This window comes from Collinsella sp. An271 (assembly GCF_002159695.1).
GTDB classification, from domain to species: Bacteria; Actinomycetota; Coriobacteriia; order Coriobacteriales; family Coriobacteriaceae; genus Collinsella; species Collinsella ihumii.
Window position 1 is genome coordinate 155,471 of the sequence record NZ_NFJE01000001.1, and the last position, 12,220, is coordinate 167,690.

Here is a 12,220-nt window from a genome sequence, read left to right on the forward strand (position 1 = left end):
CGGGGGCACAGACGCCGCTCTAGCAAATATTACATGGTATCGGCGGTGCCGTCCGCGGCGTCTCCGTCGGTCGTGCCGGCGGTGTCGTTGGCGGACTGATCGGTCGAGGAGGAGTCGTCGGTGCCGGTGGCGTCAGGCGCGACGTCGGTGGAGTCCAGGTCGGTGGACAGAGAGCCCGTATCCGTGCCGGTCGCATCTGCGGCGGTGCCGGTCGTGTCGACCGCCTGCTGGTCATCGGTGCCGAAGTCCATGGTGAGCGACTCGACAGCCCATCCGATGTGGTTGGAGCTACGGACGAAGTGGACCTGATAGGTCACCGTTCCGCCCTGGGGCATGGTGACGTCGACCGTGGCGTCGCTTTCGGTCATGCCGGCATCGAGGCCCGTGACGGTCGCCGTCGCATCGCCCAGGCCCTCAAGGGACGAGGTGATCATGGACTTGGCGTCATCGGACAGGTTCGGCGAGAGGTACTGGTTGGCATCCTCGCCGCTGTTGACCGCCTGCAGCAGACCGGAGATGGCGCCCTGCTGCGAGGGGAAGCCGAAGCCGCGGGTGTAGGCGAAGCCAAGGCCGCCTGCCGCGATGATGATCAGCAGGAGCAGGACGACGAAGACCTTCAGGCCCGTGTGGCGCTTCTTGCGGCGGATCTTGGTCTCGCGACGGTCCTGCTGGATCATCTCGGACTCGGTCATGGTGAAAAAGCCGGTGTCTGAGGGGTCGGGCATGAAGCCGCCGGTGCTCCCCGTGGGATCGAGCGGATCAACGGGCTGCGGCGCACCGTAGCCCGTGGCCGGGGCTGCAGCCTGCCTCTGCGCCACGATGGCGGCGCGGTTGGCGACGTCCTCCTTGGCCTGCTCGAAGGCGGCCTGCTGGTCGGAATCGAGCTGATAGATGCCATCGGATGTCGCGCGGTTGAACGCATCGACGGCGTCGTTGGAGCGACCGGCCGCGGCGTACGCGATGCCGAGGCCGGCCTCGATGGCACGCGGGTCGTCATGCGGGCTCACGTAATCGAGCGCCGTGAGGTAGGACTCGACCGCATCGGCGGGACGGCCCAGCTTGACGAAGCAGTCGCCCAGGCTCGCCAGGGCGGAAGCCGGGGCGGGATTCGCCCCGTCGATGGCAGCCGACCGGAACGCGACGCCGGCATCGGTCACGCGGTCAAGCTTGAGCAGCGCGTTCGCAAGACCGAGGTAGGCCTTGTACGGGGTCGCGTAGGAGGCGTCCTTGGTCGCGGCGGTGAAGGACTCGACGGCCGCCTCGTAGTCACCGCGGGCAGCCTGGGCCTTGCCGCGGTTGGTGAGCAGCGCGCCCGCTTTGCCGTATGCGGCGTCCTCGAGAGCCTCGGTGTAGGCGGCCTCGGCATCGGCGTACAGGCCGAGCTTCATCAGGGCGTTGCCGCGAAGGTGGTCGACCTCGCCGGCCACCTCGCCGGGCTCCTTGCATGCCAAAAACATGCTCGCTGCCGCGGAATAGTCACCCGAGCGCAGTGCTGCACGGGCGCGATCGAAATACTGTGCGTTCACTAGAGCTCCTTATGGACGATGTCGACGTGGACGATCTCGTCGCCTGCACGCAGCTGGGAAATGACCTCAAGGCCCTCGAGGGTCTGGCCGAACACGGTGTAGCCCGAGTCGAGCCCGTGCTGGGGACCAAGGCAGAAGTAGAACTGGGACCCGGCGGAATCGGGATCCATGGAACGGGCCATCGCAAGCGCACCGTCATCGTGGCTGTTGTTGGGATTGGTGGTGAACTCGCCTTTGATGCAGTATCCGGGGCCACCCGTGCCCGGGCGTCCGGAGGGTCCGGCCTGGCCGGCGGCGACCTGCTCGGACGTCATGTCGCGCGTGTTGGGGTCTCCACCCTGGATGACGAAACCGGGGACATAGCGGTGGAACTTCAATCCATCGTAGAAGCCACCATGCGCGAGCTCGCAGAAATTGGCGACGTGGATGGGGGCGCCGGCGCCATCAAGGCGAACGCGGATAGTGCCCTTGGACGTCTCGATCACCGCTACTTCGTCACCAGCAACTTCGTAAGCGGGGGTATACAGCTTCTTTCCGAACATACGGAGACCCCTTCTGCTCAAATTGACAACGTATCCCGTCAATTCTAGCAAATACCGCTGGATTCATAACAATGGCAAGGAAATTGTGAGGTTCAGGGTCGCGCGGAGGCGGACCGAAGCGGCCATCGCGCGGCAACGATGCGTGCATCGGAGCCTCCACTCATACTAAAAAATGCACCCCGGCGAATAACCGGGGTGCTGCGAATCACTCGTTTGAGGCCTCCTCGGGCGGGAGGGGACGCCATTCGTTGACGTAGGCATCGAAGTTCTCGAGGTCCTCGTTGCCGGCGCGGCGCATAGGCGCCAAGATCTCGTCTTGCTGCGCGGTCGTCGACTCCCCTTCGGGTATCGCAAGCGATACGTCCCAGGACTCGCAGATCTGGTTGACGCGGCCGTACATCCATTCGGCGAGCTGGCGCAGATGGTCGATCTCCTCAGTGTAGACGGTCGTCTCGGACACGTTGAGGTTGTCGAGCTCATCGATCGTGGCCTGGATGGAATCGCGCAGCGAGTATGCGGATTTCGAGCGCTGCTGGCGAACGGACAGGTCGGGATCGAGATACCATCCGTTGAACGCATCGATCACCTCGCCGATCGCCTCTGCGGAATCGTAGGAGACGATGCGCTCGTAGATCGTCGTCAGCTGGATATACACCTCTTCGTCGGTCAGCGTGCGCTGCTCGGAAGCGTCGTCGCCCGCGGCGTCCCCCACCGTATCGGTCGGCAGCTCGCCGTTCTCGCCCACCTGCCTGCTCGGGAACGTATCGCTTGCGGCCTGTTGGAACGCATGGTAGAACCCGGGCATGACGCCCAGGGGGTCCTTGATGATGAAAACCGCCGCGCCGCCGATCAGGGCGAGCACCACGAGGGTGATGATGAGGCCCTTATACGAGCGCTTATGTGGATGATAGGGGTCCTCATCTGCGGGACGGGCCTTCTTGGCGCGCCGTTTGCCCTGCGCCTCCTCGAAATCGCTCCTGTTGAGCACGTTCGTCTCGGAGGGGTCGACCGAATCGTCGAGCGCGCGCGCGACGGAGACCGGCTCGGCCCCCGGAACCTCGGTCTGGATGAGGTTTTTCGTCAGACGGGGGAAGCTCGCCGTCTTGCCGGCGGCGAGGTCGGATGAGGAGGACTCGGTGGACAGGATGCCCGGGGCCGGACGGCCGCACTTGGGGCACGTGCGGTCATGGACGGACAGGCGGGCGCCGCATCCCTCGCAGAACACGAAATCGGAGCTCGATGATCCGCCGACATACCCATGGCAGTGCGGGCAGAACGTCTCCCCGTCATCGATTGTCTTCAGGCAGTGCGGACAGATCACAGCATCCCCATTTCGCGTACGTTCATCAGGTGATCAGGCGTCGCGCATCGGCGCGACTGTGTACTAGGATACCACCTCGTTGTGCAGACCTTGAGCCGGCGGGAGCATGCATGAAAGATATGTTACCGGCCGGCTTGCGACGTATCGTCGCGCGACGCCGGGCGCGAGCGCTTCCCCATCGAGACCTTGATGCCCGAGGAGGATTGCACGACGCGACGCTGGCGCTTGCGGCGCGCGGCGTCAGACTCCGATTTGACCGCCTTCGAGGCGGACACCTGGGCACGAGACAGGTCGCGCTGCTCGCGATGGCGCGAAACCATGCTGGTCACGGTGCGAATCCCCCTGCGCGCGCTCGACCCGGTCGATGTCACCCTGTGGGAACCGCGGCCCAGCGACATCTTGACGCCGCGCCCGAACCCCGTGGCGGAACGGCTGCGCTTGGCGGCCGCCCGGTCGACGACGCGCGCCACGGTGAAGAACAGGACGATGCCGACGAGGGCTGAAACAAGCGTTGAGGCGATGATGGGCACCGAGAGCGCCGCGATCGAGAAGAACTCGGGGAACAGCACGATGGCGCACGCGAGGCCCACGACGACGAAGATGAAGACCGCGAGGCGCAGCCGCGTGAAGGGATAGGAGATGCGCCAGATCAGGCTGCAGCCCACCGCCGCCGTCGAAATGAGGCACATCGTCGAGAGCGCCTGCTCGCCAAGGCCGAAGTTGCCGGCGACGAGCATGCACAGGCAGCACGAGACGAGCACGGCGAGCGAGGCGGGACACGCGCGCTTGAGCACGTTCGTGAGAAACTTGCCCTGCACGCGCGCACGGTTGGGCTCGAGGGCGAGCACGAAGCTCGGGAACCCGATGCAGAAGAAGTTGATGACCGTCATCGTGATGGGCTGGAACGGATAGGGCGGGAAGAAGATGCAAAGCGCCGCGAGGCCCATCGAGAAGAGCGTCTTGGTGAGGAACAGCGCGGCGGATCGCTGCAGGTTGTTGATGGAGCGGCGGCCTTCCGCCACGACCTCGGGCATCGAGGCGAAGTCGTTGTCGACGAGCACGATCTCGGCGACGTTGCGCGCCGCGTCGGAGCCGGCGGCCATCGCGACCGAGCAGTCCGCCTCCTTCAGGGCCAAGACGTCGTTGACTCCGTCGCCGGTCATCGCCACCGTGTGGCCGCGCTCCTTGAGGGCGACGACGAGCTCGCGCTTCTGCTGGGGCGTCACGCGCCCGAACACGTGGTATCGATCGATCGCCGCCTCGATCTTGGCGGGGGTGTCGAGCGAGGTGGCGTCCACATACGACTCGGCCCCCGGCACGCCGACCACCTTGGCGATAGAGGACACGGTGCGCGGGTCGTCGCCGGAGATGACGTTGAGCGTGACGCCCTGCTGGCAGAAATAGCGGATCGTGTCCGCGGCGGAGGATCGGATCTCATCGCGGATGGTGACGAATCCGATCGGCTGGGCCTCCCCGATCATATCGCCCTCATCCGTGAAGCCGTCGACCCTGGCGATCACCAGAACGCGGCAGGTCTCCGCGAGGGCGAACACCGCGTCGCGCACGACGCCGAACGCGCGCTCGGGCAGGCAGAACTGCGCGGCGCCCATGATGTAGGCCCCCTCGGCAAAGGAGGCGCCGCTCCACTTCTTCGTCGACGAGAACGGAACTACGGCGAGGGCCTGGAGCTCGCCGGACGTGCGCTTGGCGTAGTAGTCGAGGATGGCGCGGCAGGTCTCGTTCGCGTCGGCAGATGTCGCGCGCGCGATGCCGGCAAGCGCCGCGTCGATGCCGGCGGCGCGCTCGGGCTCGATGTCGGCGAGCGGGACCGCCTGGCCGTTGTCGCCCACGGCGTAGACGCCCTCGACCTCCATGCGCCCCGACGTAATGGTGCCGGTCTTATCGAGGCACAGCACGTCGACGCGCGCAAGCGTCTCGATGCAGTACAGCTGCTGCGCGAGCACGTTCCGCCTCGCGAGGCGGAACGTGGCGATGGCGAGAACCGAGGAGGTGAGCAGCACGAGGCCCTGGGGAATCATCCCGAGAAGGGCGCCGACCGTGGAGAGGATCGCCGCGCTGACCTCGCCCCAGGCCGCCGAGCCGGAGAACAGCCAGGTCAGGATGGAGGCAGCAGACCCTCCCGCCGCCGCGGCCCAGCGCGCGTACGACTCGTAGGCGCTCGACAGGAAGAGCGCGATGCCGAGCGGGAGCATGATGGCGCTCGCGAACCGCACGATGGCGTTCAACGCGTTCATGATCTCGGAGTTGACCTTCTTGACGTACTTCGCCTCGTTGTTGATGCGCGCGACGTAGTTGTCGGCGCCGACGTGCTCGACACGGGCGCACACGACGCCCGAGTCGACGAAGCTGCCGCTCATGAGATGGCTGCCGGGGACCTTGCGGATCAGGTCGCTCTCGCCGGTCAGCAGGCTCTCGTTGACCTGGGCCTCGCCTTGGACCACGACGGCGTCCGCGGGAATCTGGTCTCCGCGCCCGAGGCGGACGATATCGTCCTTGACGATCTGCTCGAGATCGATCTCGGACTCCTCCCCGCCGCGGATGACGCGGGCCCGCTTGCTCACAAGCAGGGTGAGCTTGTCGACCATCCGCTTGGAGCGCAGCGACTGGAAGATCCCGATGCCCGTGTTCAGAATCACGATCAGCAGGAAGGTGAGGTTCTTGAACGACCCCGTGATGATCACGAGCACCGCGAGAATCACGTTGATCAGGTTGAACAGAGTGAGCGTGTTCTCGATGATGAGCTCGCGGACCGACTTGGTCTTGAGCTCCATGTTGACATTCACCTGTCCGGCATCGATGCGCTGCTGGACCTCGTCGAGGGAAAGGCCGGAAAGCGGCTCTCCCGCCGCCGCGGCGTATGAGTCGGGATCGTGGGGTGCCATGGCGCTCCTTGAACATCACGGTCGGCCAATATAAAAAGAGAACCAGCGCCGTCATCCGACGCGGTTCTCAACAGAATCGCTTGGTGCCCCATGTTGGATTCGAACCAACGGCCTTCTGCTCCGGAGGCAGACGCTCTCATCCCCTGAGCTAATGGGGCGCAACGCAATCGATTATAGCGACCGAGCGCGGGGCGCGCCACTATCCACACAAGTCCCATGCGTGAACTTCCGGCGGCGAACTTTTAGGGACAGTCCCCTTTGGTTCACGGCGGCGCACGTGCGCCGCCGTGAACCAAAGGGGACTGTCCCTAAAAGTTCGCCCAGGAGGCTACGAACGGGTTAAAGTTGAACACTGCAGTGCAGCAGAGCGAACGTTTGGTATACACTGCCCTATTACCCTGACCGGAAAGGAGCGCCATGATCGCCATTCTGCGCAAAAGCGCATCTGACGACGCCGTCAACCACCTTGTCTCGTGGATCGAGAAAAAGGGTCTTCAGACCAACGTGTCCTATGGTGAGAACGAGATCGTTATCGGACTCGTCGGCGACACGACCAAGATCGACCCGTTTCTGCTTGAGTCCATGGACATCGTGGAGCGCGTTCAGCGCGTCTCCGAACCGTTCAAGAAGGCGAACAGGAAGTTCCATCCCGCCGACACCGTGGTCGACTGCGGGCACGGCGTGAAGATCGGCGGGGGCAACTTCCAGGTTATCGCGGGCCCCTGCTCCGTAGAGGGCAAGAACCTCCTGACCATCGCCCGGCGCGTGAAGAAGGCGGGCGCCACCATGCTGCGCGGCGGCGCGTTCAAGCCCCGCACCTCGCCCTACGCATACCAGGGCATGGGAGCCGAGGGTCTCGATTTGCTCATCGAGGCGGCAGGAGAGCTCGACATGCCGATCGTGACCGAGGTCATGGACCCGCGCGACGTCCAGCTGTTCGTGGACCGCGGCATCGACGTCATGCAGATCGGCGCGCGCAACGCGCAAAACTTCCCCCTGCTCAAAGAGGTCGGAAAGACCACGACCCCCGTCCTTTTGAAGCGCGGCATGTCGGGCACGATCGACGAGCTGCTCATGGCAGCCGAGTACATCATGAGCGAGGGCAACGAGAACGTGATCCTGTGCGAGCGCGGCATCCGCACGTTCGAGACGCGCACGCGCAACACCTTCGACCTGAACGCGGTCCCCGTCCTCCACTACCTGTCCCACCTGCCGGTCGTGGCCGACCCGAGCCACGCGACCGGCTACACCCGCTACGTGGAGCCCATGGCGCTCGCCGCGTGCGCCGCAGGTGCCGACGGCCTCGAGATCGAGGTGCACGACTGCCCCGAGAAGGCGTGGTCGGACGGCTCCCAGGCGCTCACCCCGGATCAGTTCGACCGCACGATGGACCGCATCAGGGCCATCCGAGCCGTCATCTCGACGGGCGATGATCAATCATGACCACCCGGGCGCAGGACATGCGCATCGGCATCGTCGGCCTGGGTCTCATCGGGGGCAGCTTCGCCCGCGCCTACCGCGCGGCCGGAGCGACGGTCTTTGCATACGACACGAGCGCCGACACCATGGACGCCGCGCGCATAGAAACGATCGCCGGCGAGCTCGACGAGCGGACCATCCCCGAATGCGACCTGATCGTGCTCGCCGCCTACCCCGGCGCCTGCACCGCATGGCTTGAGGAGCACGCCGAACTGCTCGGATCCTGCTCCGACCCGGCTGCCGGAACGGGCCCAGTGGTCATCGACACCGCCGGCGTCAAGACCGCCGTCTGCGAGCGCGCCTTCGAGCTCGCGCGCGACCATTCGTTCGCGTTCGTGGGAGCCCACCCCATGGCAGGAACCGAGAACTCGGGTTTCGCCTTCGCGCGCGCCGACCTCTTCTGCGGGGCCCCCATGGTGCTCACGCCGCCGCCCGTCGACGACATCTCACGCCTGACGCTTCTCGACCGCGTGAACACGCTGCTCGTGCCGCTTCGCTTCGGCACGTTCAGCGTCACGACGCCCGAGGCCCACGACGCGGTCATCGCGTTCACGAGCCAGCTCGCGCACGTCGTGTCCAACGCGTACGTCAAGAGCCCGACCGCGCAGGTACATCATGGGTTCTCGGCGGGGAGCTATCGCGACCTCACGCGCGTCGCCCACCTGAACCCGTCCATGTGGGCAGAGCTCATGTGCGACGACGCGAAGAACCTGAGCCAGGAGATCACCTGGCTCATCGATGCGCTCTCCGCGTATCGCGACGCGCTCGATGCGGGCGACCGGGACCGGCTCCGCATGCTGCTCGCCGAGGGCGACCGCATCAAGCGGAGCCTCGACGACGCCAACGAACGCGCATCGTAATCCACCGAAAGGCCGAATATGTATATCCTCGACATCGATACCAAGCAGCCCTATCGCGTCTATATCGGCACGATGCTGCTCGAGCAGACCGGCACGCTGACGCGCGAGGCGTGCGGCGGCGAGCGCGCCGTGATCGTCACCGACACGAACGTGGGCCCGCTCTATGCGCTGCCCGTGCGCAAAAGCCTGGAAGAGGCCGGCTACGCGGTCGACGTGTTCACGTTCGAGGCGGGTGAGGAGCACAAGCGCGCCGACACGTACGTCTCGATCCTCGAGTTCATGGCCCGCCATGAGATGACCCGCTCCGATGTGGTCGTCGCCCTGGGCGGCGGCGTCACCGGAGATATGGCCGGCTTTGCCGCGGCAACCTATATGCGCGGCTGCAGCTTCGTGCAGGTTCCCACCAGCCTGCTCGCCATGGTCGACTCCTCGGTCGGCGGCAAGTGCGCCATCGACCTCGCGGCGGGAAAGAACCTCGCGGGCGCCTTCTGGCAGCCCAAGCTCGTCATCGCCGATATCGGCTGCCTCGCCACGCTCGAGCGCGAGCAGTTCGCCGACGGCTGCGGCGAGGTGATCAAGCACGCGGCCATCGCCGACGCCGACCTGTTCGAGGAGCTGGAGCGCACGCCGCTCACGCTCGACCTGCTGATGGAGGACGTCTCGCGCGTCGCTTTGCTCGTTGCGCGCAACATCGACATCAAGAGGGCCGTCGTGGTGGCCGACGAGCGCGAATCGTCCGTACGCAAGCTGCTCAACTTCGGGCACAGCATCGGCCATGCGGTGGAGGCGTCCGAGAGCTACCGCCTCGGGCACGGCACGTGCGTCGCCATCGGCATGAACCTCATCGCGTCGGCGTCCGCGCACCGCGGGTACTGCGATGCCGAGGTGCCTTCGCGCATCCGCTCCCTGACTGCCGCCCATGGGCTCCAGAATACCTGCAGCCGCAACGTCGAGGAGATCTACGCCGCGGCGCTCCATGATAAGAAGCGTCGCGGGGATTCGATCGACCTGGTCATCCCGCATGCCATCGGCGCGTGCTCCATCGAGCCCACCGATCTGGAGGAATTCCGCTCGATCATTTCCGAAGGACTCGAGATGCAGGAGGGTGACATCGCATGCTAGCCCGCATTACCCCGACCCCGCTCGCCGGATCCGTCCCGGCTATCGCCTCGAAATCCATGGCGCACCGCCTCATCATCGCGGCAGCGCTGTCGAGCGGGACGACGCATGTCGTCTGCAACACCACGTGCGCGGACATCGACGCGACCGTGCGCTGCCTCACCTCGCTCGGGGCGCGCATCAACGTCGTCGACGACGGATATGAGGTCCACCCCGTTCCCAAGAGCATCGAGCTCGGCATCCTCAAGGCGTTCCAGGGCGCCAAGCTCGACTGCGGCGAATCGGGAAGCACGCTGCGCTTCATGCTGCCCGTCGCCTGCGCGCTCGGGGCGCAGGCGACCTTCGTCGGTGCCCAGCGCCTCGGCGAGCGCCCCCTCACGCCCCTCACCGACGAACTCATGGCGGCAGGCTGCACGCTGTCCGCCGACGGCGGCTTCCCGCTCGTCACGTCGGGACGGCTGCGCCCGGGACGTTTCGTGCTTCCCGGTACGGTGAGCTCGCAGTTCATCTCGGGTTTGCTGCTGTCGTTCCCCCTGCTGCCCGGCGACTCGGAGATCGAGGTGCACGGCCGCATCGAGAGCAGGCCGTATATCAACCTGACCGTGCAGGCGCTCAAGCTGTTCGGCGTCGACATCGCCATCGAGCGCATGACGGCTCCCAACGGGATCGACGACATCACGCGCTTCCGCTCGAGCGGCAACGTCTACCGCACGCCCGGCGAGGTCAAGGTCGAGGGCGACTGGTCGAACGCCGCCTTCTGGCTGTGCGCGGGAGCGCTCGGAAACGAGCCCGTCGAGGTCCGCGGGATCTCCCTGACCTCCGCCCAAGGTGACCGCAACGTGCTCGCCGCCCTCTCGCGTTTCGGCGCGCGCACGAAGCGCGCATCAGAAGCCGCCATCGTGCAGCCGGACAACCTGCACGCCTTCTCGATGAGCGCGCAGGACATCCCCGATCTGGTGCCCGTCATCTCCGCCGTCGCGGCATGCGCCGACGGCACGACCATCATTCGCGACTGCGCCCGCCTGCGCATCAAGGAATCCGATCGCCTGGCCACGACGGCATCCGAGCTCGCCGCGCTCGGCGCGCATGTCACCATCGATCATGACAGCCTCGTCATCTACGGGCAGGAGCGCCTGTCCGGCGGCGAGGTCGATTCGCACAACGACCACCGCATCGCCATGATGGCCGCCATCGCCGCCATCCGCTGCGACAGCGAGGTGCTCATCCATGGCGCCGAGGCGGTCCGCAAGTCGTACCCGGCGTTCTTCGACCACTACCGCATGCTCGGCGGACGCGTCGAGCTGACCGAGGAGTAGCGCATGGCATCGGTATTCGGCAACGCGATCACGCTCTCCATATTCGGCCAGTCGCACTCCCCCGCCATCGGGTGCTCCCTCGACGGCATCCCCGCGGGGATCCCGGTCGACGCGGACGAGCTGCAGCGCTTCCTCGATCGGCGCGCGCCCGGCCATGCGCCGACATCGACCGCGCGCAAGGAGGCCGACCGGCCGGAATTCATCGCCGGCATCACCGACGGGCACACCAACGGCGCCCCGATCGCGGCGATCATCCGCAACACCAACACGAGATCGGTCGACTACGCCGAGCTCAGGCGCATCCCGCGCCCGGGGCATGCCGACTATCCGGCACGCATCAAGTACGCGAACAACCACGACGTCTCCGGCGGCGGCCATTTCTCCGGGAGGCTGACCGCCCCGCTGTGCATCGCGGGCGGCATCGCCCTGCAGGCGCTCTCCCTGCACGGCATCCGCATCGTCGCCCACATCGCGAGCCTGGGACCCGAACCTGTCGTGGACATGCCGCTCGACCCGATGAAGCTCAACGAGGCCCAGACGACCCTGATTTCGGCCAATCCGCTGCCGTGTATCAGCTCCATGGCGGCAAGCCGGATGCGCTCGTGCATCCTGGAGGCGAAGCAGCAGATGGACAGCGTCGGCGGCGTGATTGAATGCGCGGCCTACGGGGTCCCCGTGGGAGTCGGCGACCCCATGTTCGACGGCCTGGAGAACCGCATCGCCCGCATCGCGTTCGGCATCCCCGCCGTCAAGGGCGTCGAATTCGGCGCCGGATTCGCCGCCGCGCGGATGCACGGCAGCGAGAACAACGACCCCTACCGCATGGAGGGGGCCGAGGTGCGCCCCCAGACCAACAACGCCGGGGGCATCCTGGGCGGCATCTCCACGGGAGCGCCCGTCATCTGGCGCATGGCCGTCAAGCCGACGCCATCGATCGGAACCCCGCAGCGCAGCGTCGACATGGACGCGGGCGCGGACGCGGACCTTACCGTCCGCGGGCGCCACGACCCGTGCATCGTGCCGCGCGCCGTACCCGTCGCCGAGGCCGCGTGCGCCCTCGCCCTGCTCGACGCCATGCTGGAAGACGGCTTCCGCTTTCCTGCCTGATCGAGCCCGCTTCCCGATCCGCCCCCATCTACCGTACCGTTGAGGAA

At 66.2% G+C, this 12,220-nt stretch carries 9 protein-coding genes and 1 tRNA gene; 5 read left to right on the top strand and 5 right to left on the bottom strand.

The window, feature by feature from the left end; genetic code table 11:
- Window positions 1-29: 29 nt before the first annotated feature.
- The 5 genes from B5F74_RS00685 to B5F74_RS00705 form a co-directional block, all read right to left on the bottom strand.
- Window positions 30-1,526 (bottom strand): tetratricopeptide repeat protein, encoded by a 1,497-nt coding sequence (locus B5F74_RS00685; protein WP_087199174.1) that lies wholly within the window; start codon window positions 1,524-1,526, stop codon window positions 30-32.
- Window positions 1,526-2,068 carry a peptidylprolyl isomerase gene (locus B5F74_RS00690; RefSeq protein ID WP_087199176.1) on the bottom strand — a complete coding sequence of 181 codons (543 nt, stop codon included), beginning with the start codon at window positions 2,066-2,068 and terminating at the stop codon, window positions 1,526-1,528. The genes B5F74_RS00685 and B5F74_RS00690 overlap by 1 nt, the downstream gene beginning before the upstream one ends.
- Before the next feature lie 205 nt (window positions 2,069-2,273).
- Window positions 2,274-3,389: a zinc ribbon domain-containing protein gene (locus tag B5F74_RS00695; RefSeq protein WP_087199178.1), complete on the bottom strand. Its 1,116-nt coding sequence runs from the start codon at window positions 3,387-3,389 to the stop codon at window positions 2,274-2,276.
- Between the two features lie 122 nt (window positions 3,390-3,511).
- Window positions 3,512-6,292 carry an HAD-IC family P-type ATPase gene (locus B5F74_RS00700; RefSeq protein ID WP_087199180.1) on the bottom strand — a complete coding sequence of 927 codons (2,781 nt, stop codon included), beginning with the start codon at window positions 6,290-6,292 and terminating at the stop codon, window positions 3,512-3,514.
- Between the two features lie 81 nt (window positions 6,293-6,373).
- Window positions 6,374-6,450: transfer RNA gene (locus B5F74_RS00705), tRNA-Arg, on the bottom strand.
- Between the two features lie 259 nt (window positions 6,451-6,709).
- On the opposite strand from B5F74_RS00705, the gene aroF reads away from it, so the two are divergent.
- Genes aroF through aroC form a run of 5 tightly spaced genes read left to right on the top strand, consistent with a single transcriptional unit; the run spans window position 6,710 to window position 12,173 of the window.
- Window positions 6,710-7,735 carry a 3-deoxy-7-phosphoheptulonate synthase gene (gene aroF, locus B5F74_RS00710; RefSeq protein WP_087199182.1) on the top strand — a complete coding sequence of 342 codons (1,026 nt, stop codon included), beginning with the start codon at window positions 6,710-6,712 and terminating at the stop codon, window positions 7,733-7,735.
- Window positions 7,732-8,631 carry a prephenate dehydrogenase/arogenate dehydrogenase family protein gene (locus tag B5F74_RS00715; protein WP_087199184.1) on the top strand — a complete coding sequence of 300 codons (900 nt, stop codon included), beginning with the start codon at window positions 7,732-7,734 and terminating at the stop codon, window positions 8,629-8,631. Before aroF ends, B5F74_RS00715 begins: the two co-directional genes overlap by 4 nt.
- Before the next feature lie 18 nt (window positions 8,632-8,649).
- Complete coding sequence (gene aroB, locus B5F74_RS00720; protein ID WP_087199186.1) at window positions 8,650-9,753, top strand: 3-dehydroquinate synthase; 1,104 nt, start codon at window positions 8,650-8,652, stop codon at window positions 9,751-9,753.
- Window positions 9,747-11,066 carry a 3-phosphoshikimate 1-carboxyvinyltransferase gene (gene aroA, locus B5F74_RS00725; RefSeq protein ID WP_087199188.1) on the top strand — a complete coding sequence of 440 codons (1,320 nt, stop codon included), beginning with the start codon at window positions 9,747-9,749 and terminating at the stop codon, window positions 11,064-11,066. Before aroB ends, aroA begins: the two co-directional genes overlap by 7 nt.
- A gap of 3 nt (window positions 11,067-11,069) precedes the next feature.
- The gene (gene aroC, locus B5F74_RS00730; protein ID WP_087199190.1) at window positions 11,070-12,173 is read left to right on the top strand and encodes a chorismate synthase; all 1,104 of its coding nucleotides are present in this window, start codon (window positions 11,070-11,072) and stop codon (window positions 12,171-12,173) included.
- Window positions 12,174-12,220: the final 47 nt, after the last annotated feature.

What these genes read in the sequence shown, in the direction of transcription:
- B5F74_RS00690 (WP_087199176.1), bottom strand. Translation starts at nt 2,068, where the DNA reads ATGTTCGGAAAGAAGCTGTATACCCCCGCTTACGAAGTTGCTGGTGAC.
- B5F74_RS00700 (WP_087199180.1), bottom strand. Translation starts at nt 6,292, where the DNA reads ATGGCACCCCACGATCCCGACTCATACGCCGCGGCGGCGGGAGAGCCG.
- aroF (WP_087199182.1), top strand. Translation starts at nt 6,710, where the DNA reads ATGATCGCCATTCTGCGCAAAAGCGCATCTGACGACGCCGTCAACCAC.
- B5F74_RS00715 (WP_087199184.1), top strand. Translation starts at nt 7,732, where the DNA reads ATGACCACCCGGGCGCAGGACATGCGCATCGGCATCGTCGGCCTGGGT.
- aroB (WP_087199186.1), top strand. Translation starts at nt 8,650, where the DNA reads ATGTATATCCTCGACATCGATACCAAGCAGCCCTATCGCGTCTATATC.
- aroA (WP_087199188.1), top strand. Translation starts at nt 9,747, where the DNA reads ATGCTAGCCCGCATTACCCCGACCCCGCTCGCCGGATCCGTCCCGGCT.
- aroC (WP_087199190.1), top strand. Translation starts at nt 11,070, where the DNA reads ATGGCATCGGTATTCGGCAACGCGATCACGCTCTCCATATTCGGCCAG.